The sequence below is a fragment of the Burkholderia sp. SIMBA_062 genome (assembly GCF_046534765.1).
In the GTDB taxonomy this organism is placed as follows: Bacteria; Pseudomonadota; Gammaproteobacteria; order Burkholderiales; family Burkholderiaceae; genus Burkholderia; species Burkholderia ambifaria.
Genome location: NZ_JAWRYD010000021.1, coordinates 82,157 through 103,350, shown reverse-complemented (window position 1 = coordinate 103,350; position 21,194 = coordinate 82,157). Strand labels below are relative to the sequence as shown.

The 21,194-nt window shown below is 65.3% G+C and carries 15 protein-coding genes and 1 pseudogene; 6 read left to right on the top strand and 10 right to left on the bottom strand.

Annotation, left to right across the window (positions count from 1 at the left end):
* Positions 1-239: 239 nt before the first annotated feature.
* Positions 240-429 (top strand): annotated as a pseudogene (locus tag SB786_RS22925) (aspartate aminotransferase family protein); the annotation flags it as partial.
* 125 nt (positions 430-554) lie between these two features.
* Here SB786_RS22925 and SB786_RS22920 read toward each other — a convergent pair.
* The 8 genes from SB786_RS22920 to SB786_RS22885 form a co-directional block, all read right to left on the bottom strand.
* Entirely contained in the window at positions 555-1,487 is a 933-nt protein-coding gene (locus tag SB786_RS22920; RefSeq protein WP_410729478.1) for an MBL fold metallo-hydrolase, read from the bottom strand.
* Between the two features lie 225 nt (positions 1,488-1,712).
* On the bottom strand, positions 1,713-3,365 hold the full coding sequence (locus SB786_RS22915) for an AMP-binding protein (RefSeq protein WP_410729477.1): 1,653 nt from the start codon (positions 3,363-3,365) through the stop codon (positions 1,713-1,715).
* Positions 3,366-3,379: 14 nt separating this feature from the next.
* Positions 3,380-4,144 (bottom strand): nitroreductase, encoded by a 765-nt coding sequence (locus SB786_RS22910; RefSeq protein WP_410729476.1) that lies wholly within the window; start codon positions 4,142-4,144, stop codon positions 3,380-3,382.
* A gap of 80 nt (positions 4,145-4,224) precedes the next feature.
* Positions 4,225-5,583 carry an MFS transporter gene (locus tag SB786_RS22905; RefSeq protein WP_410729475.1) on the bottom strand — a complete coding sequence of 453 codons (1,359 nt, stop codon included), beginning with the start codon at positions 5,581-5,583 and terminating at the stop codon, positions 4,225-4,227.
* A gap of 445 nt (positions 5,584-6,028) precedes the next feature.
* Complete coding sequence (locus SB786_RS22900) at positions 6,029-7,717, bottom strand: tannase/feruloyl esterase family alpha/beta hydrolase (protein WP_410729474.1); 1,689 nt, start codon at positions 7,715-7,717, stop codon at positions 6,029-6,031.
* A 494-nt stretch (positions 7,718-8,211) separates the two neighbouring features.
* Positions 8,212-9,228, bottom strand: coding sequence for an AraC family transcriptional regulator (locus tag SB786_RS22895; RefSeq protein ID WP_410729473.1), 1,017 nt, complete (start codon positions 9,226-9,228; stop codon positions 8,212-8,214).
* Between the two features lie 493 nt (positions 9,229-9,721).
* The gene (locus tag SB786_RS22890; RefSeq protein ID WP_410729472.1) at positions 9,722-11,440 is read right to left on the bottom strand and encodes a dihydroxyacetone kinase family protein; all 1,719 of its coding nucleotides are present in this window, start codon (positions 11,438-11,440) and stop codon (positions 9,722-9,724) included.
* A 448-nt stretch (positions 11,441-11,888) separates the two neighbouring features.
* Entirely contained in the window at positions 11,889-13,025 is a 1,137-nt protein-coding gene (locus SB786_RS22885; protein ID WP_410729471.1) for a sigma-54 interaction domain-containing protein, read from the bottom strand.
* Between the two features lie 86 nt (positions 13,026-13,111).
* On the opposite strand from SB786_RS22885, the gene SB786_RS22880 reads away from it, so the two are divergent.
* From SB786_RS22880 to sfnG, 3 genes are all read left to right on the top strand, one after another.
* A complete protein-coding gene (locus tag SB786_RS22880; RefSeq protein ID WP_410729469.1) occupies positions 13,112-13,348 on the top strand; it encodes a hypothetical protein in 237 nt (78 codons plus the stop codon).
* 188 nt (positions 13,349-13,536) lie between these two features.
* Entirely contained in the window at positions 13,537-14,097 is a 561-nt protein-coding gene (msuE, locus tag SB786_RS22875) for an FMN reductase (RefSeq protein ID WP_410729468.1), read from the top strand.
* Positions 14,098-14,126: 29 nt separating this feature from the next.
* Entirely contained in the window at positions 14,127-15,230 is a 1,104-nt protein-coding gene (gene sfnG / locus SB786_RS22870; protein ID WP_410729467.1) for a dimethylsulfone monooxygenase SfnG, read from the top strand.
* 162 nt (positions 15,231-15,392) lie between these two features.
* On the opposite strand, the gene SB786_RS22865 is transcribed toward sfnG, so the two are convergent.
* Positions 15,393-16,040: a LysE family translocator gene (locus SB786_RS22865; protein WP_410729466.1), complete on the bottom strand. Its 648-nt coding sequence runs from the start codon at positions 16,038-16,040 to the stop codon at positions 15,393-15,395.
* A 111-nt stretch (positions 16,041-16,151) separates the two neighbouring features.
* Between SB786_RS22865 and SB786_RS22860 the strand changes: the two genes are divergently transcribed.
* Complete coding sequence (locus SB786_RS22860; RefSeq protein ID WP_410729465.1) at positions 16,152-17,003, top strand: LysR substrate-binding domain-containing protein; 852 nt, start codon at positions 16,152-16,154, stop codon at positions 17,001-17,003.
* A 24-nt stretch (positions 17,004-17,027) separates the two neighbouring features.
* Here the strand turns inward: SB786_RS22860 and SB786_RS22855 are convergent, their stop codons facing one another.
* Positions 17,028-17,918: a LysR substrate-binding domain-containing protein gene (locus tag SB786_RS22855; protein WP_410729464.1), complete on the bottom strand. Its 891-nt coding sequence runs from the start codon at positions 17,916-17,918 to the stop codon at positions 17,028-17,030.
* A gap of 153 nt (positions 17,919-18,071) precedes the next feature.
* On the opposite strand from SB786_RS22855, the gene SB786_RS22850 reads away from it, so the two are divergent.
* On the top strand, positions 18,072-21,116 hold the full coding sequence (locus SB786_RS22850) for an FAD-binding and (Fe-S)-binding domain-containing protein (protein WP_410729463.1): 3,045 nt from the start codon (positions 18,072-18,074) through the stop codon (positions 21,114-21,116).
* The last annotated feature ends 78 nt before the right edge of the window (positions 21,117-21,194 follow it).

Genomic DNA, 21,194 nt, shown 5'->3' with positions numbered 1-21,194 from the left:
CGGTTTTGTCACCTCGGAGTCATTGCCGCACGCCGCGGCGCCAGCCTGTAACGAGCAATTCAGGCAGCAGGCACGCGGCTGGTCGAGCTGTAAGCTGGTGAATTCTCGGCGGATCGACACAGACTATACCGGCCCGACTGTGGCGATCGGGATCGCCGCTGGCGGCGAGCCGATCCGTGCGCGGGTACGGAGACATCGAGATGGGACGGACCGAGGTATCGGCGCGTTGGCACGACGCGATCGGCGCGCAGGTGTCGGCCGCGGCGCTGCAGCGCGGCGTGATCGCTCGCGCGCTGCCGCATGGGGACATGCTCGGCTTTGGGCCGCCGCTCGTGAGTGATGGCGCGCGAGGAAGCGGACGAGATCGCCGGTATCGTGAAGGACGCCATGGACGAGGTCGCGCAACGGAATATTTCTACCGTCGCGTGAGTGTCATGCGGTGCTGATGTGCGCGTTGGTGCGCGAGATGACGCCGCCGCACGGAAGCGCGGCGGCGTCTTTCCATTGATGGGTGCCGGTTCGGAAAACGTCGTCCGTCGTCAGCCGAGCATCACTCAGTAGTCCCACGTAACGGGAACGAAGCGGAAACCTTCGCCGTTCCTTGCAACATGCCCGATGGACGGGAACGCGACATGCGCCGCGGCCAGCAGCGCACCGGTTTCGGCGGCTTCGTTGAATAGAGCGATACGCACGTCGACCGCTGCTTCGGGGTCGTGTTCGAAGCCGTTTTGCCAGTCGGGATTGTCGAAGTTGACTTCGAAGACCGCGTCGCCGACGAACGTCAGCTTTTCACCCTTCGACGCGATGTCCACCACGCAGTGTCCAGGCGTGTGCCCTCCCGTCACGCGCGCCGACACGCCCGCCGCGACGTCCACGGTCCGGTCGAACTGCACGATGTTTTCGCCGTAGAGTTCGACGAACTTCGCGGCCGCCTTGCGCAGCGCGGGCGGAACGGTTTCCGGCATCACCGTCTTGCTGAAATCCGGATTCTTCCAGAACGCGACTTCCGCGGCCGATACGTGAATGCGCACGTCCGGGCTCAGCCGGGCTTTGACGCCGTCGGTGTTCAGCCCGCCCACGTGATCCATGTGCATGTGGGTGATCACGATATCGGTGATCGCAGCGAGGTCGATGCCGGCCGATTCCAGACGCATGACCGATCGCCCGGCGCGCGTGAAGTATTCGAAACCGTCGCCCACGCCCGAGTCGATCAGGATCAGGCGCTCGCCGCTGCGCACGAGCGCGATATTCAGCGCCCAGTCGAACATGTCGCGTTGCAGGAAACGGCCGTCGAACCATTCGTTGCGGTCCGCTTCGCTTACGTTGGTGGACATGGTGGAGGTCGGCAGCGGCAGAACGCCGTCGCTGACCAGCACGACATCGACGTCGCCGATGCGCACCGCGTAGCGGGAAGAAACGAGTTCGCCCGCATCTTCGCTGCCGAGGCAGGTCGTAACCGGCTGTACGTTGCGGATTGATTTGTTCATGGTCAATCGTCCTGTGAATCATGTGGGGTAAGCCGCACTGCGCAGCGCGGTTCGCGCGCACGACCGTGAATGTCGCGCACTTCGCTTCGCTCGCATGTCGATCGAGCGTGTGAGCGATTGTAGGAAAGGGCGACGGATGCCAGTAGCACCGCGTGTGCGCACATGATGTTGTCCGGACGACAACAATCGGGCGCCGACATGGGGGCGCCCGGCGGACCAACAGCGCTATCCCGCCAACCTCGTGATCGCCGCCTGGCTGCCCGCTTGCTCCCGGAGACGGAACTTCTGGATCTTGCCCGTAGCGGTCTTGGGCAATTCGCCGAAAATCACACGACGCGGGCATTTGAAATGCGCCAGTCGCTCGCGGCAGAACAGGATGACGTCCTGCTCGGTGATGTGAGAGGCATCCGGTTTCAGTTCGATGAACGCACAAGGCGTCTCGCCCCATTTGTCATCCGGCTGAGCGACCACGGCCGCATTGAGCACGCCGGACATGCGATAAATGACCTCCTCCACCTCCACGGACGAAATGTTTTCTCCACCCGAGATGATGACGTCCTTGGAGCGGTCCGTGATCTGGATATAGCCGTCGGGATGAACGACCGCAAGATCGCCGGTATGGAACCAGCCGCCGGCGAAAGCTTTTGCCGTTGCGTCGGCATTCTTGAAGTACCCCATCATGACCGTATTCCCCCGGACCAGAACTTCGCCACAAGACGCGCTATCGGCAGGGACCGGTTCGAGCGTCGCGAGATCGGCGATCGTCATGTTCTCGAACGCCGCCGCGCGTACACCTTGTCGCGCTTTCAATCTCCCTTGCTGCTCCGGCGGCAACGTATCCCACTCGTCGTGCCATGCGCAGCTGATCGGCGTACCGGCGATCTCGGTAATGCCATAGACGTGATCGACGTCGAAACCCATCGCGCCGACGGCCTCCAGCACGGCTGCCGGTGCCGGCGATCCGGCGGTCAGGACCCGCACTCGACGAGGCAACGGCTGCAGTTCCGACGGGGGCACGCTCGCGATACCGGCGAGGACAATCGGTGCCGCACAAAAATGATCGACGCCGTGTTCGGCGATCGCGGAGAGAATATTCGCGGCATTCACCTTGCGCAAACACACATGCGTTCCCGCCGCTGCGGTAATCGCCCATGTGAAGCACCAGCCGTTCGCGTGGAACATGGGAAGCGTCCACAGGTAGATCGGCGCGCGCGGGAGCGGCCAGTTCGTCATTTGCAACAGGCTCATCACATAGGTGCCACGGTGGCTCGGAACGACGCCCTTCGGATCTCCAGTGGTGCCCGAGGTGTAGTTCAACGCGATCGGCGTCCATTCGTCGGCCGGGCGGCGGCCTGCAAATTCCGGGTCGCCGCTCGCCAGCAGCGACTCATAATCGGTTTCCCCGATGGCCGGACCGTCGGGTGCCTCGTGATCGTTGATATCGATCACGCGCGGCGGATGGGGCACCGACTGCAACGCTTTCGCGACCAGAGGCGCCAGTTCGCGATCCACGAGCAGGAGCTTGCATTCTCCATGGCGCAGAATGAATGCGATGCCGTCGGCATCGAGGCGGCAATTGATGGCATTGAGAACGGCGCCCGAGAGCGGGACGCCGAAGTGGGCCTCGAGCATGGCCGGGGTGTTCGGCGCGATGATCGACACCGTGTCGCCCGGCTCGATCCCCAACCGAACGAGCGCCGACGCGAAGCGATAGCAACGCTCGCGCGTTTTCGCCCATGTCTGCCGGAAGTGGCCATGAATGATCGCGGTTCGATTCGGAAAGACGTCGGCGGTTCGATCGAGAAAGGTCAGGGGCGTCAATGGAACGTGGTTTGCCGCGTTCTTCTCAAGACCTCGAGAATAGGCCGTTGCACTCATGACGTTGTCTCCATTCATTCATTATAAAAAGTAGTGAAATCGCGTACCGGACTGCGCTCCGTTACCAGCGTGTTCTCGATGCAGCCGTGATCCGCATAACCCAGGCTCATTCCGCACACCAACATCTGGTTGTCGGGAATGGCCAATTCGTTGGCGATGACGCGGTGGAACTTGTTGAAAGCCGCCTGCGGGCAGGTGTCGAGGCCCCGCGCCCGCGCGGCGATCATGACGCTTTGCAGGAACATCCCCGTGTCGAGCAGGCTGCCTTCACGCATGACCCGGTCAACCGTGAAGAACAGGCCCACGGGTGCGTCGAAGAAGTTGTAGTTGCGACCGTGCTGGACGTGCATCCGCTCCTTGTCGCCCTTCTCGATGCCCAGCAATCCATACAGGTTCCAGCCAACCGCGCGCCGGCGATCCAGATAGGGTGCGATCCATTCGCGCGGGTAGTAATCGTAGGGCTCGTCCAGGTCGGCGCTGCGGCCAGGATCGTCATTGATCTCGTTGATGGCGGCAGACAGGCGGGACTTCGTCGCGCCTGTCACGACATGCACATGCCAAGGCTGGATGTTGACGCCCGTTGCGCTGAAGCGAGCCACGTCGAGGATGGCCTCGATTTGCTCACGAGGAACCGGCGTGGGCAGGAAAGCACGGACGCTGCGCCGTGTGACGAGCGCCCAATCGACGGCTCGGGCCACGTCGTCGAACGAGTTCAACGGAGGAGGAGATAGACGGTCCATTTCGATGCCGGCATTGAAAGGTGCTTTGCACTGAGCCATGTGGTGTTTGTTGAGGGTGAGCTCATACGAGCCGTATTGTTCGCAAGCATGTCGGCGATGGCGTTGCCATGGCCGAAGCGTCAGCGGCCCGCGCTGCCCTGAACCGCGACAACAGGCGCACTGTTCGAGCGATGCGAGTCGGCACGTGTCTGGTTGATCAGCGTCACCGCCGCCGCGCCGATGAGGCCAGCCAGACCGATCGCCATGAAATTCTGTTCGAGCGGCAGCTTCAAGGACACGAGCCAACCAATGAGCACCGGAGCCACGATCGCGCCGATCCGGCCCACGCCGGAAGCAAAGCCGACACCCGTGGACCGGATCGCATGCGGATAGAAGTCACCCGCATAAGCGTACGCAAGCAATTGCGTACCGAGCGTCGATGCGCCGACCACGAATACGACGACAAACAACGATACGGTCGACTTCGTGTAGCCCATCAGTGACAGCGCAACCGCCCCGACGACGTAGAACGCAATCAGCACCCGCTTGATGTTGGCCTTGTCGCTGAGCCAGCCACCGAAGATCGCACCGACGATGGCGCCCACGTTGAAGACAATCACGAAGTTCAAGGCCGAGCCCAGGCTATATCCGGCCATGGCCATCAGCTTGGTCAACCACGAACTGAGCGCGTACACCATGAAGAGGCCCGTCATGAACGCGACCCAGATCATCGTGGTACTGAAGCCCCGACCATCCTGGAAGAGGCGTCGCACCGAGGCGTCCTGAGCCTTGTCTGACGAACCTCCCGCAAACTGCTCTTGAGCGCTCAACGGATAGTCGGGAACCAACCGCATCATCACCGCGCGCAGTTTGTCGTGCCGGCCGCGTTTGAGCAGGAAGACCATCGAATGGGGCATCGTCTTGATGATGAACGGGATCAGCAGCACAGGGAGGCCCGCGGCAAAAAAGACCGATTGCCAGCCGTAGCTGCCGATAAGCTGCTTCGCGGTCAGCGCCACCAGGATCCCGCCAATCGAATATCCCGCGAACACCAGCGTGACCAATCTGGTTCGCAACGCATTGGGCGAAAACTCCGCCATCTGCGCGGTGACGATCGGCAAGACGCCGCCGATGCCCAGGCCGGCGATGAAGCGCGTGATGCTGAAGCTGACGGGGTCGCTCGTGAACCCGGCGGCCGCGGTGAACAGACTGAACAGGGCCACGCAAACGCACATCATCGTTGGTCGTCCGAAACGGTCAGCCAGCGTGCCGAGGAAAATGGCCCCTAGCATGACGCCAAACAGCGTCGAGCCGGCCATGATGCCGGCGCTGGTCGCGTCAATGCGCATGTCCTTCATGATCGAAGGCAGCGCCGCGCCGACGACGGCAAGATCGTAGCCGTCGAGTATCAACATCAGGACACACCAGAACAGAACAAGCGCATGAAAGCCATTGAATCTGGCCCGACCGGCGAGTGAATACACGTCTATCTGGTTCATGTCGTCTCCTTGGATTTACTGTCGTGCATTGAAATGCGCGCGAGCGAAGGGCGCCATCGATGGGGCGGCCTTATCGCATCTCGATTGACCGTTGCCGTCCATGCTGCGACCAGTGTCGGACGGACGCGACGGGCGGTCCATGTCCGTGAACTTCAACCTGAATGAGGTCGCCGGACACCGACGTTTGCGGCGAACGCCACGGGCGGCAGCCAGTTTGAGAAATCGCTTCTCGTGACGATGGATTGCCGCGGTCCGTCGGACCAACCGTGCCCCGTGCGACGGTCCGCATCGCACGGGTTATGCGTCTATTCGTTTGAGTACGGGCGTAACGAGGCTGCCGATTTGCATCGGGCTGGAACGTGCGGACCCAGTTGGGTCGGCGCGGACAACGCCGGGCGGAAGCCCACCGCCCGGCACAGCCGATTGGCGCGCACGCCGAACTGGACTAATTCGAGCACGAGAAGCTCGCCGCCAGATTCTGGTCGCCCCCGATATATTTGGGCCACTGTGGGTATTCGCACATCGGTCTGGTACGTCCGGCTGTTGCCGGAGTGAGGTCGGTGATAGTCAGATCTTTGGGCGCGATTCCTTTCGTCACCCAGTTGTCCAATACCGTCAGACCGTCATATGAACCATTGAATTGGCCCGCGTAACCGTGGCCCGCGCCCGGCACCAGGTAGAACTTCAAAAATTGGCTAAGTGGCCCCTGCCCGAACCGGGATACCAGCCGGTTATAGTAGTCAACCGACAATTGCGCTGGAATGAACTGGTCTGATTGCCCGTGCTGGAGAATGATCTTGCCGCCGCGGCTCTGGAATTGACTCAGATCAGTGCTCGTGCTGTCCACGAGTGCGCTCACTGTCTGGACGCGCGAGGTTAATGATCCCGGATTGGCAGAATTAAAATTCAAAATGCTCAGCCCAGCGTCGCGAGCGATTGCAAACCGGAGCCAGTCATTTGAGAACGTGTAATAAAACGCGCTCTTGCCCGCCACCCCGGGCTCGACTATCGCATCGGCGGCTGACGCGCCCCAAGCGAAGCCGGTGGACCAAAAATCCGCCCCCGCAAACGCGTTATATGCCGGGAAAGTCTGAATCCCGTTTGCCAGATCGAAGCCCAAGTTAAGCGGTGTGCCAGCGGCGGTCATCGTACTGATCTGCGCGTCGGACAAGCAGGTGTCTCCGGTGTCGCCCCCGCCGGGGCAGCGAATCACTCTTGGGTCGAACACGCACGCTGCAGGGTTACTGATAATGCCGTCAGTCACGCCGTCCAGAGCATCGCATTGCTTCATGACCGCTGCGAGAACGACCTTGCCTTTAGCAGGTGTGACGTATCCTCCGGGCGCAAGGAGAGATTGCGTGATCCTGCCCATCTGCAGCCACAGTCCCGTTATTCCTGAAGCGGGAGATGTCGAAATGATGCCGTCGTAGTCGTGCGGGAATCGTTGCGCCGCGATCAAGCCTTGTCGTCCGCCGCTCGAGCCGCCAATGAAATAACTGTGCACGAAGTCCGAGCCATATCGTGCCTTTGCGATGTAGGCTGCGAAATCATGTGTCTTCTTGATGTGGTCGCCTGCGTAGTTGGCGAGTGCCTCGTCGTTTGTTGCAAAGGAACCATCCAGCGCGCTTCCCTCATGTCCACTGTCGCTCCCGACCGTTACGTAACCCCTGCGCAACGGCGTACTGACGCCTGCGGGCTCTGACCCGTTTAAGAACCCGTCAGCGGGTGGCCCCTCAGGATTGGCGATGGTGCCGTCAAATCCCCCGCCGCCAAAGTGAACAGCCTTTCCGTTGAAGTTGGTCGGAAGATCCACCTCCGCCCGAATATCGGGCGCATTGAAATCGATCGGGTGAATCGTTCCGAGCACTTTGCAGTACTCACCGTTGCGGTTACCAGAATCGGTATCGGCGACGAGCGTCGCGGACACGACAGTCGCACCGGTTGTCGGCAACCCGATCGAGCTGGCAGGAACGGTCACGCCAGCCAACGCACTGCACTTCGCGGCTGCTGTCACGACCGCGGCGTTTGCCGGCGCCGCGTCATCGCCGCCGCAGCCGGATACGGTAACGGCCGATGCTGCGAATAGCACACTCAAAATAGCCGAGCTTCGGCGGGTTCTGAACCGGGTTCTCATTCTCGTCTCCATATATTTTTGCTACCGCAATGCGCTGCTCATCGAGGGCAGTTCTTCTTGTCGCGCCGCTGATTTGGTGGCGCGTCGAAGGGAAAACTGCGGCCCGAGTAAGCGATTGCTTATCTTGCGGTGTTTATCAAGTGAGGGCTTTTGCGGAGCCAACCCCGGTTACGCCGCGCAACCGGGCGCGAGGCAGATTTTGTTTGCCGAACGCGATTGCAGTGTCAGCCTGGCCGGCACACCATTCCATGCCCGCCGACCTCAGTTTGCGTGAGGTCTGTGGACACGCCGGGTTTTCGTTGTGCTTCGTGCGTGGGCTGCCCCATCACCCCGAGAATTCGAGGGAGCATGAGTGGGATGCCGCTTCGACGCTGCCCGCCTGGATGCGATTCATCGATTGCGCGGCTTTGTCTTGCCTGGCCTCGGCAGCCATGCTTTTGCGCAATGCTCGTTTGGAAACGAGGCTCGAGCCTTTCGGCCGCTCGGACGTACGATCAAGCGTTCGCCTTGCCGTGGCGGTACATTCCCGGGCTGGCTCCCGTCCATTTCCTGAAGGCCCTGTGAAAAGCACTGGCTTCCTGGAATCCGGTTCGTGCCGCGACTTCGGCGACCGTGAGAGACGTGCTGGAGAACAACTCGATTGCGATGTCACGGCGCAATTCGTCTTTCAGTTGCCGGTAATTCGTGCCTTCGGCCAGCAGGCGGCGTTGCAGCGTGGCCGCGGACAGATTAAGCAACCGCGAGAGTGCGTCGAGGTCCGGCCAGTCGTCGGGGGCCTGGTTTCTGAGTCGCCGCCTGACCTGGGCCGTCGTGCTCGATTCATTGCGATACTTGACCAGGATATTGGCCGGCGCATTCTCGAGGAAGGCACGCAGGCTCGCTTCCGTGCCGGACAGTTTGAGGTCGAGAAAACTGCGATCGAACCGGATCAGGGTCTCCTCCGCGGAGAACGTCACGTCCTCGCAGAAGCGCATGCGGTAGTCGCTGTCATCGCTTGGTGCGGACGCGCGAAACCTCATCTCGATCAGGGGAATTCGTCTGCGTGCGAGCCAGCATGCAAAACCGTGCACGAGGATGAACCATGTGCCGTAGGCAAAGAGCCGGCGTGTGCGCCCATCGTCATGCAGGACGATCACTGCATGCTCGCCTTCGCAGCGCAACTCGCCGTGAATGTCGTCGAGCACGGCACGCAGGAACTTCAGCATGCGACGCAGCGCGTGTTCAAGATTGTCCGCATGCAGCACCGCGTGACACATCAGCGCGTAACTACCCCGGCGCAGTGGGTGGCTGTCGAGACCGAAGAACTCGTCGTCCATCAAGTCGGCCAAGGCCGCCCACAGGCGCGAAAAGGCCAACGCCGGCACACGGGCTCTCGGCGCATTCAACAATTCTGCCGCGATTCCAGCGTGCTGGAGGACGGCCGACACATCGAGATTCCGTTGTGTCGCCACGAGAATGGCCTCACGTACCAGGCTGATGGAGGTTGTGCCCTTGTCTTGAGCATCGTTCATGGTCAGGCTCATCCACGGAAAGTGCAGTGATGTTAATCGCTGCCAGGCGCAAGCGAAACCTGCTTCCCGTGATGGCCGTGCGCGTGGTGCTGATGGGTGGCGTCGGCATGCCGGGCGGCGGGACTCGAGTTGCCGTATCCGTCGAGCATGCGAAACGACATCACGCTGCGCGGCAAGTGGGTGTACCCCTGAAACGCGCATCGCCCGCCGTCCGTTGCCGGAAGGCGGGCGATGCGAAGGATGCCGTTTATGGGAAGCCGATCAGTCGCGCATCAGCCCGGTCGCTCCGGCACCGTGTCCCCGCGCAGCGAGCAGCCGCGCGTTCGATCATGCCCGCCAGCGCAACCAGTCCGACCGCACAGGCCGCCATCATGTAGTACGCGGAATCATCGTATTGCCGGTCGGGGTTTTCCCCGTGCCATGGACGACGATGCGGCGATGCGCGGGCCCGGCAGCCCGGCCCCCGAGGCCGGCGCGTCTCCGGAAGCGGTGCCTACCGAATATGCGGCAGCAACGCACGCAGCCAGCACGCGACCGCCACCGCGCCCCCATCCGGCATGCCGATCGCGCGTTCGCCAAGATAGCTCGCCCGCCCGGCGCGGGGCGTCATGCCGGCCGTTTGCTGCGCACCGTGTTCCGCGGCCTCCACTGCGGCCGCCCATGCGCTCGCGGGGTCGCGATCATGGTCGAGTGCGCGGTCGAACGCATCGGCGGCCGGCACCAGTGCGTCGAGCATCGTCCGGTCGCCGGCGCGTGCGCCGCCCAATTCGCCGATCGCCTCTACCGCGCTACGGAACGCCGCGGCCCAGTCGCGCGCCGACGGCTCGTCGGTAGCGTCGGAGTCGTCGGTCGCGGCGAGGCGTCGCGACGCGCGCACCAAGGCGGTCGCATAAAACGGCCCCGAACTGCCGGCGATCGCGCGACGCAACGCGGCGCCCAGCGCCGCGAGCGCACCGGCCGGCGTGCCGAACGCGGCTTCCGGCAACGCGAGCATCGCTTGCGCGGCGCGATGCATGCTTGCGCCGAGATCGCCGTCGCCCGCGGCCGTATCGAGTTCCGTCAATGTCGCTTCATTGTCGATCAACGCTTGCGCGACCGCATGCAGCGCCGGCTGCAGCCGCGCGGCCCACGCGCGACCGGCCGCGTCGAGCGGCGGCAACGGCTCATCGTGCGCGGCCGCCGCGGCCACATGAATCTGCGCATTGACCGCGCCGCGGCCGGGCCATGCGCGCGCCTGCGTCGGTGCGTCGAGCAGCGCGGCGCGTTCGTCGTTCAAGCGCAGCAGCGAGATCGAGCAGCCGGGCATGTTCAGCGCGGACAGGAACGTGCCGGCCCAGGCGCGCGCGACCGTGATGCCGCGCCGGCTCAGGTTGTCGTACGCGGCGCGCAGCACGATCGCCAGCTCCATGTCCGGCGTCGCGCCGAGACCGTTGACGAACAGCGCGACGCGTTCGCCGCGATCGAGCACGAGATCGGCGATGATGCTCGACAGCAGCGTCTCGACGAGCGCGTCGGCCGGCAGCGGTGCGGTGCGTTCGACGCCTTTCTCGCCGTGGATGCCGAGGCCGAGCTCGATCTCGTGATCGGCGAGGCTGAACCCCGATTTCTCGGCGCCGGGGATCGTGCAGCCATCGAGCGCGACGCCCATCGTGCCGAGTTCGGCCGCCGCATCGCGCGCGATTGCCGCGACGCGAGCAAGCGGCAGCCCGCGCGCGGCGGCAGCGCCGGCCAGCTTGTGGATCAGCACGGTGCCCGCGATCCCGCGCCGCTGCTCGCGCTCGACGCGGCCGCGCAGCGACACGTCGTCGGCGACGATCACCGTCTCCACCGGAATGCCGTCCGCGCGGGCGAGCTCGGCGGCCAGCCCGAAATTGAGGCGGTCGCCGGTGTAGTTCTTCACGACGAGCAGCGCGCCGTTCGGGCCGGCGCTCGCGCGGATCGCGGCGAGCACGGCGTCGGTCGACGGCGACGTGAACACTTCGCCGCAGACGGCCGCGCTGAGCATCCCTTCGCCGACATAGCCGCCGTGTGCGGGCTCGTGGCCGCTGCCGCCGCCGGACAGGATCGCGACCGGGCGCTGCGACGGCTCGGGCAGCGGCTGGCGGACGAGCACGTGCTCGTCGCCGAGGATCGCAACATGCGGCGACTGCCGCGCGATGCCTTCGAGCATTTCGCGCACGACATCGGACGGGTGGTTCACGAGCTTTTTCATGGCGACAGTTTCCTGACGGTGGGACGGAGGCCAGCGGAACCGCGCGGGGCCGGCCGGCGGCGTGCTGTAAACGATAGGCGACGCGCACCGGAAACGGCGCGCCGCACCGTCGGCGTTACGGGCGATGCATTCGTGGCACGAATGTAACGATAACAGCGTCGCGCCCGGTCCCTCATCGTGAGCCTCGCCGGCGCTTCGGTCACGGCCATGCGGGAACGGGCCGGTGAATGGCGCGACGAACGGTTCGGGCGGCTCGGGCCCGCTACGCGGCTTGTTGTCGGGACTCGGCCCGACGCCGCTCGGTTCGCTGACCGCCGCCCGCCGTGACGGCGTCACGTGTGCCGCGTCGCTTGCGTCGGTTGACGACGCAGCGGGGTCGTGGCGGGCTCGGCGCAAGCGCTACCCGCATCGCGAAAGCGCGGCACTGCATGTCGCCGCGCGCTTCCGCTTACTTGACGGCCGCGATCACCTTCGCGCGAATCAGTCGCGCCCGCAGCACATTGCGGCTGATGCCGAGCAGTCTCGCAGCCTGGATCTGGTTGCGGTGGCTGAAGTCGAACGCCACCCGCATCACGGTGTCCTCGATACGCTCGAACAGGTTCTCGTGCGCGTCGTCGAACAGCGCGCAGAGCGCCAGTTCCAGCGCTTCCTGAGCGGGCGCATGGCTCACCGCTTCCCGCGCGCCCGCGGCCGTGGCCGGTGCGCATGACGACGACAGATTCAGATCGGTGTCCTGCAGCGCATCGTGGCGGCTCACCAGCAGCGCGTGATGCATCACGTTCTCCAGTTCGCGGATGTTGCCGGGCCACGGATGCGCTTCGAGCCGGCGCGCCGCGCGCGGATCGATGCTGCGCGGCCCGTGGCCGAGGCGGCCGCGGTATGTGTCGAGGAAGTGGCGCGCGAGCGGCAGGATGTCAGCGGGACGTTCGCGCAACGTCGGCACGTCGAGCCGCACGACGTTGAGCCGATAGAACAGGTCGCCGCGAAACCGTCCGGCCGCCACCGCCTGCTCCAAGTCGACGTTGGTCGCGGCCACGATACGCACGTCGATCGGGATGCTCGCGCGCGCGCCGAGCCGCACGACCTCGCGCTCTTGCAGCACGCGCAGCAGCTTGACCTGCATCGACAGCGGCAGGTCGCCGATCTCGTCGAGGAACAGCGTGCCGCCGTTCGCGGCTTCGAACCAGCCGGGCTTCGCGCCGACCGCGCCCGTGAATGCGCCTTTCTCGTGACCGAACAGTTCGCTGTCGACGAGCGTGTCGGATAGCGCGCCGCAGTTCACGGCAACGAACGGCCCGTCGCCACGATGGCTGACGTCGTGCACGTGGCGCGCGATCAATTCCTTGCCGGTGCCGGTCTCGCCGGCGATCAGCACGTTCGCGTCGCTCGGCGCGACGCGCCGCACGCGTTCGAGCAGCGCGAGTGAACGCGGATCGACGAACACGTGTGCACGGGTGCGATCCGCCGCGTGATGTGCCGAGCCGGTGAGAGCGGGCGCGCCGCACGAGCGCGGGCGCGATTCGTCCGGCGCAGCGGTGACGATACGAAGATTGACCGGACGCGGCGTTGCAAACAGGGAGGTCATGGCGATGAAGGCGTGAGTCGTTCGAACGGGCGGACCCGCGCCGACGGGCGCGTGGTCCGGTTGCTGCCTGGTCAGCAGAGTGTTCCGTGTTTTGCATCGCGCGGGAAGCATCGATTTCTGATAACGAAAGCGGCATTGCTGCGCAGGATGCAGCGACGCGCGAGCGCGCTGCGGCGACAGCGGATCCGACGTCATCGTGTTCGATGCGACGGTGCCTGACCGTCGCGATCGGACGAGCGCCGCGCGCAAAACTGCTGATCGAGCAGCAGCGCATCAGCAACGCTGTTTCCGCCGGTTCATCTCGCTGTGGAATATCGATGTGAGGCGTTTCCTGGAACGCTTGCCACGGCTGCCTGATTGGCCGCGGAACCCATACCGGGCGGCCGATCGACGAAAACTTCGTGATGCAGACGATCGGGTGATCGCGCAACCGTCCGCAATGGCACGGTCCTTGCGACCGTGGCACCGTATCGGCGCGACAACGCGCAGCTCGACAACGGGAACGGATGGCATGAGCAACCCTCTCAACGTAGTCGCCCTGTCGGGCGGGCTGCAACGACCGTCACGCACGCTGACACTGACGAACGCGATCGTTGCCGCGCTCGGCGACGCGTTGCCGATCGACACGCGGCTGATCGAACTCGGCGAGATCGGCAACCGGCTGGCCGGCGCGCTGAAGCGCGCGCAGGTACCACCTGATCTCGACGCGCTGATCCGCGCGATCGAGACGGCCGATGCGCTGATCGTCGCGAGCCCCGTGTATCGCGCGTCGTACACCGGCCTCTTCAAGCACCTGTTCGACCTCGTGCATCACGAAGCGCTGGTCGATGTGCCGGTGCTGCTCGCGGCCACCGGCGGCAGCGAGCGCCACGCGCTGGTGATCGACCACCAACTGCGGCCGCTGTTCAGCTTCTTCCAGGCGCGCACGCTGCCGATCGGCGTGTACGCGGCCGAAAGCGATTTCGACGGCTACGAGATCGCGAACCCCGCGCTGCGCGCCCGCATCGCGCTCGCGGTGGACCGTGCGGTGCCGCAACTGCGGCCGCGCGCACTTGCCGCCGTGGCTGCGTAACCCGTTTTGCCCTTCTATCAGGATCCTTCATGAGCATTCACGAACCTTCGGCCGACGGCGTCAAATTCGCCTACTGGGTGCCGAACGTCAGCGGCGGCCTCGTCGTCAGCACGATCGAGCAGCGTACCGACTGGAGTCTCGAATACAACCAGAAGCTCGCGCGCACGGCCGAGGCGGCCGGCTTCGACTATGCGCTGAGCCAGATCCGCTTCACGGCCGGCTACGGCGCCGAATACCAGCACGAATCGGTCTCGTTCAGCCAGGCGCTGCTGCACGCGACGACGAAGCTCAAGGTGCTCGCCGCGATCCTGCCGGGGCCGTGGCATCCGGCCGTGGTCGCGAAGCAGCTCGCGACGATCGACCATACTTCGAACGGACGCATCGCGATCAACGTCGTCAGCGGCTGGTTCAAAGGCGAATTCACCGCGATCGGCGAGCCGTGGCTCGAGCATGACGAACGCTATCGGCGCTCGAAGGAATTCATCCAGGCGCTGAAGGGTATCTGGACGCAGGACAACTTCACGTTCAAGGGCGACTTCTACCGCTTCAACGACTACACGCTGAGCCCGAAACCCGTGCAGAAGCCGCATCCGGAGATTTTCCAGGGCGGCAGTTCGCGCGCGGCGCGCGATAACGCGGCGAGCGTGTCGGACTGGTACTTCACGAACGGCAATACGCCGGAAAACCTGAAGGCGCAGATCGACGACATCCGCGCGAAGGCGGCGGCGAACAACCATCGCGTGCGGATCGGCGTCAATGCGTTCGTGATCGCGCGCGACACTGAGGAAGAAGCGCGGGCCGTGCTCGACGACATCGTCCGGCACGCGCACGTCGAGGCCGTGCATGCGTTCGGCGATGCAGTGAAACAGGCCGGCAGCGCATCGCCGGAAGGCGAGGGCAACTGGGCGAAATCGACGTTCGAGGATCTCGTGCAGTACAACGACGGCTTTCGCACGAACCTGATCGGCACGCCGCAACAGATCGCCGAACGGATCGTCGCGTTGAAGGCGATCGGCGTCGATCTCGTGCTCGCCGGGTTCCTGCATTTCATCGAGGAAGTCGAGTACTTCGGCCAGCGCGTGCTGCCGCTCGTGCGCGAACTCGAAGCGCGGCGACAGGCGGTTGCCGCGTGATGCGGGCGGGTGTTCGGCAGCCGCTTGCAGTCACCCGGGACTGCCCGAACGTGTGAATGCAATGGCCGGCGATGCATGTCGCCGGCCATTGACGAGCGCTGCCGCACGACGGGCGGCGCGTGCGGGCCCGTGCTTCAGCCGATCCGCGAGCCGCCGAGCGCGCTACGCGGCACTCGCCAATCTCGACGCGTCGACGAGCATCTGCACACCGAGGCAGCCGAGCACCGCTCCCATCGCCCAGCGCTGCGCGAGCAGCAGCGTCGGGCGAGCGTGCAGGTACTGCGCGATGCCGCTCGAGCAGATCGCGACCAGCCCGTTCGCCGACACGAACGCCGCGATCAACAACGAACCGAGAAACAGCGACTGGCCGAACACGCTGCCCTGCCGGTAATCGATGAACTGCGGCAAAAGCGACACGAACAGCATCGCGAGTTTCGGATTCAGCACGCTGGTGGTCGCGCCCATCGCGAGCAGCCGCAGCGGCTGCTCGTTCGGCAGCGTCTGTACCTCGAACGGCGAGCGGCCGCCGGGCCGCACGGCCTGCCATGCGAGGTAGAGCAGATAGGCGGCGCCCACCACGCCGAGCACGGTGCCCGCATAGGGCACGCTCATGAACAGCGTCGTGATGCCGAACGCCGCGCCGAACATGTAGAACAGGTAGCCGATCATCACGCCGGCGAGCGAAATGAGCCCGGCGGCGCGCCCCTGCGCGATCGAGCGCGACATCACATAGACCATGTTCGGCCCCGGCGTGACCGCGAGCATGCCGCCAATGACGAGAAACCCGTAGAGCGATCCGGACGTATGCATGTTGTTCGCTTCCTGCATCGAATGAGTGCTGACGGGATTCATTGTCCGACCATGGAGGAAGACAGTAAAACGGGATAAACTGAATCGATTGATCAGTTTTTCTGAATCGACATGAAAAAGCTCGACCTCGATGTACTCGCGATGGTGGTGGCCGTCGCGGAATCCGGATCGTTCGCGCAGGGCGCGCAGGCCGTGCACCGGTCGCCGTCGGCGGTGAGCATGCAGATCAAGGCGCTGGAAGATGCGCTCGGCAAGCCGCTGTTCATCCGCGACACGCGCAACGTCACGGCTACCGACGACGGCCGCATGCTCGCCGAATACGGGCGCCGGATGCTGGCGATGCGCGATGAGGCGTGGGCGTCGGTCGTGCGGCCGGAGATCCGCGGTCGCGTGACGATCGGCGTGCCCGACGACTACATCTCGTCGCTGCTGCCGCAGGTGCTCGGCAAGTTCGCGGCGACGCATCCGCGCGTCGAAGTGCGCGTGATCGGCCAGCCGAGCAGCGCGCTCGTGCCGATGCTGAAGAACAACACGGTCGACCTCGCGTGCCTCACGCGCATCAAGGGCGTGACCGGCGAGCTGATCCGGATGGAGCCGCTCGTCTGGGTCGGCTCACCCAAGCGTAACGTGTGGGAAGAGCGGCCGCTGCCGGTCGCGTTCTTCACGCACGGCGGCAGCATGGCGCGCGATCACGCGGTCAGGGCGCTGAGCCGGCGGAAGATCCCGTACCGGATGTCTTACGAAAGCCCGAGCCACCTCGGGCTGCTGAGCATGGTGGAGGCCGGGCTCGCGGTCGCGCCGCTCGCGCGCTGCTGCATTCCCGATCATCTCGTGCAGCTGTCGGAAAGCCACGGGCTGCCGCCGCTCGGCGAACTCGAGGTCGTGCTGGCCCGCAGCGCCAAGTCCGCGCGCCCGCCGTGCGACTACCTTGCGGAGCAGATTCTCGATGAATGGCGCACGTGATCGCGCTGGCCGTCCGGCGGCACGTCAGCACGATTTCAGCAGCCACTCCCGAAACGCCGCCAGCGACGGCAGCGTGTCGTTTTCCGGTGGGTACACGAGGTAGTAGCTGCGCTGGCTGGTGATCGCGTCGCCGATCGACACGAGCTCGTTGCGGCTCAGTTCGTCTTCCACCAGCACCTTCGGCACGAGGCCGATCCCCATGCCGGCCCGCACGGCCTGGATCAAGTGCGACGTCAGCTCGAAGCTCGGGCCGATCCGCATCTCGCGATGATCGAGGCCGAAGTGCGAGAACCATTCCGCCCACGCGTGCTGATTGCTCGTCACGCCGAGCAGCGTCTGCCCGACCGCCCATGCCGGCGCGCGCCGGCCGGCCTTGCGGCGCCCGGCCGCATCGGGGCTCGCGATCGCGATCAGGAACTCGTTGTACAACCGGTGCGCGTGCAGGCCGGGCCAGTCGCCCGCGCCGACGGTGATGGCCGCGTCGAGATCGTCGGTATGGAAGTCGATGCCGCCGATCCGCGAATGCAGGTGCACGGTCACGCCCGGATGCGCGGCATAGAAGTCGTGCAGGTGCGGCAGCAGCCATTTCGAGCCGAAGGTCGGCAAGGTCGCGAGCCGCAGCGTGCCGGCGCCTGCCTGGTGCGACATCGCCTGCAGCGTGGCGCCGCGGATGCGCCCGAGCGCGCCGCTCAGCTCGACGAAGTAGCGCCGCCCGACTTCCGTCAGCTTCACTGAGCGGCCCTCACGCCGGAACAGCGGCACGCCGAGCTGATCCTCGAGCGTTTGCACCTGCCGGCTGATCGCGCTTTGGCTCAGCGACAGCTCGTCGGCCGCGCGCGTGTAGCTTTCGTGGCGCGCGGCGGCCTCGAACACCAGCAATAGCGACATGGACGGCGTGAGACGGCGGTAATTCATGAGTTTTATGCAAGTTTTGCCGGGCGAGAATTCGTTTGTTTCTCGCGATGATTCGCAAGATACTGCATTTCCGTGTTGCGTGGAATCTTGCTCAAAACTCATGTTTCGGATCGAGACAGCGCAGCGCCCTCATTCATCTCGCGCTTTCATCCCATGTCGATCGCTCCGTTGCCCCGCCCCGTCAGCCCGCCCGAAGGCCGTTACCGCGACTTTCTCGCCGCTCTCCAGGCCGCCGGATTCGCCGGCGAAATCCGCGCGGACCATGCGAACCGGACCGTGCAGGCGACCGACAACTCGATCTACCAGCGTCTGCCGCAGGCGGTGATCTGTCCCGCGCATGCGCAGGACGTGCGGCTCGTCGCGCGGTTGCTGACCGAACCGGCGCACCGCGACGTCGCGGTGGCGGCGCGCGGCGGCGGCACCGGCACCAACGGGCAGTCGCTAACCGACGGCGTGGTCGTGGACCTGTCGCGCAACATGAACCGGATCCTCGAAATCAATGCCGACGAGCGCTGGGTGCGCGTGCAGGCGGGCGTCGTCAAGGACCAGCTCAATGCCGCGCTGAAACCGCATGGCCTCTTTTTCGCGCCGGAGCTGTCGACCTCGAACCGCGCGACGGTCGGCGGGATGATCAACACCGATGCGAGCGGGCAAGGTAGCTGCACGTACGGCAAGACGCGCGACCACGTGCTCGCGCTCGACTTCGTGCTGATGGGCGGCGAGCAGTTGCACAGCGACGCGCTCGCGGACGACGAGCTGGAACGCCGCTGCGCGCGGCAGGACCGGGTCGGCAAGGTCTATCGCACCGCGCGCCGCATCAGCGACGAAAAAGCCGCGCTGATCGACGCGAAGTTTCCGAAGCTCAATCGCTGCCTGACCGGCTACGATCTCGCGCACCTGCGCGAACCGGACGGCCGCTTCAACCTGAACAGCGTGTTGTGCGGCGCCGAAGGCTCGCTCGGCTTCGTCGTCGAGGCGAAGCTGAACGTGCTGCCGATCCCGAAGGTTTCGGTGCTGGTGAACGTGCGCTATGCCGGCTTCATGGACGCGCTGCGCGATGCGCGCGCGCTGCTCGCGCTCAAGCCGCTGTCGATCGAGACGGTCGACTCGAAGGTGCTGATGCTCGCGATGAAGGATTTCGTGTGGAGCAGCGTGGCCGAGTATTTCCCGCAGGACGAAGCGCGTCCGACGCTCGGCATCAACCTGATCGAACTCAGCGGCGACGATGCGCAGGACGTCGATGCGCGCGTGCGTGCATTCGTCGACCATCTGCGCACCGATACGAGCGTCGAGCGCCTGGGCCACACGCTCGCGACGGGCGACGACGCGGTCAAGCGCGTGTACGCGATGCGCAAGCGCGCGGTCGGCCTGCTCGGCAACGTGCAGGGTGAGGCGCGCCCGCAGCCGTTCGTCGAGGACACCGCGGTGCCGCCCGAGAACCTGGCCGCGTACATCGCCGAATTCCGGGCGCTGCTCGATGGCCACGGGCTGCAGTACGGGATGTTCGGCCACGTCGACGCGGGCGTGCTGCACGTGCGCCCGGCGCTCGACATGAAGGACCCGAAGCAGGCCGCCCTGGTGCGGCCGGTGTCGGACGCGGTGGCCGAACTCACGCAGCGGCACGGTGGCCTGTTATGGGGAGAGCATGGCAAGGGCGTGCGCTCCGAATATGCGCCGGCGTTCTTCGGCGAGCTGTATCCGTCGCTGCAGCAGCTGAAGGCCGCGTTCGATCCGCACAACCAGTTCAACCCGGGCAAGATCGCGACGCCGCCGGACCACACGCTGCGGCTGCTGAAGATCGACGAGGTGCCCACGCGCGGCGACCACGACCGGCAGATCGACGAGCGCGTGTGGCAGCGCTACGGCACGGCGATGCACTGCAACGGCAACGGCGCGTGCTACAACTTCGATCCGGACGACGCGATGTGCCCGTCGTGGAAGGCGACGCGCGAACGGGTGCAGTCGCCGAAGGGGCGCGCGTCGCTGATGCGCGAATGGTTGCGCCTGCAAGGACAGGCCGGCATCGACGTCGTCGCGGCGGCGCGTGCGCGAGAGCCGTTCCTGCGCGGTCTCGCGGCCCGCTGGCGCAACAGCCGCGCCGCGCGCAACGGTGAAGCCGACTTTTCGCACGAGGTGTATGACGCGATGGCCGGCTGCCTCGCGTGCAAATCGTGCGCGGGCCAGTGCCCGGTCAAGGTCAACGTGCCAGAGTTCCGCTCGCGCTTTCTCGAGCTGTATCACCAGCGCTACCTGCGGCCGGTGCGCGACTACCTGATCGGCTCGCTCGAATTCACGATGCCGTGGATGGCGCGCGTGCCGGCGCTGTACAACGGGCTGATGCGTGCCGGCTGGATGCGCACGCTACTCGAGCGGCGCGTCGGCATGGTCGACAGCCCGCTCCTGAGCCGCTTCGATCTCGCGGCCGTGATCCGGCGGTGGAACGTGCGGCCGGCCGATCCGCAGGCGCTCGCCGCGCTGAGCGACGCGCAGCGCGTGCGCAGCGTCGTCATCGTGCAGGACACGTTCACGCGCTATTTCGACACCGAGCAGCTGGCGACGCTGATCGAGCTGGCCGCGCGCATCGGCTTCCAGGTGTGGCTCGCGCCGCTCGCGCCGAACGGCAAGGCGCTGCATGTGCAGGGCTTTCTTCGCGCGTTCGAGAAGGCGGCGATTCGCAACGCGACGCAACTGGCCGCGCTCGCGCGCTCGGGGGTCGCGCTCGTCGGCCTCGATCCGGCGATGACGCTCACCTATCGGCAGGAATACCTGAAGGTGACGGGGCTGCCCGACGTGCCGAAGGTCGCGCTGCCGCAGGAGTGGCTGTTGCACGCGCTGCCGGAAGCCGGCACGGGCGCGGGCGCAGCGTACCGGTTGCTGCCGCATTGCACGGAGAAGACCAACGCACCGGACAGCGGCAAGCAGTGGGTGCAGGTGTTCGCGCGCCGCGGGCTGCGCCTGGCGGTTCAGGCGACGGGATGCTGCGGGATGTCGGGGACCTACGGGCACGAGGCGCGCAACCTGCACACATCGAAGACGATCTATGCACAATCGTGGGCCGCGCATGTCGATGCGCCGCAGGAGCAGGGCGAAGCGCTCGCGACCGGATATTCGTGCCGCAGCCAGGTGAAGCGCATGTCCGCACGGCAGGTGCGTCATCCGCTGCAGGCGCTGCTCGATCACGTGCGTCATGGACGTTGACGGCCGGTCGAATCGTCGATACGGGCCCGCGGCGCGCCGACGGCTGCGTGCGGAGCACGGCGCGTCTGCGTTCGGCAT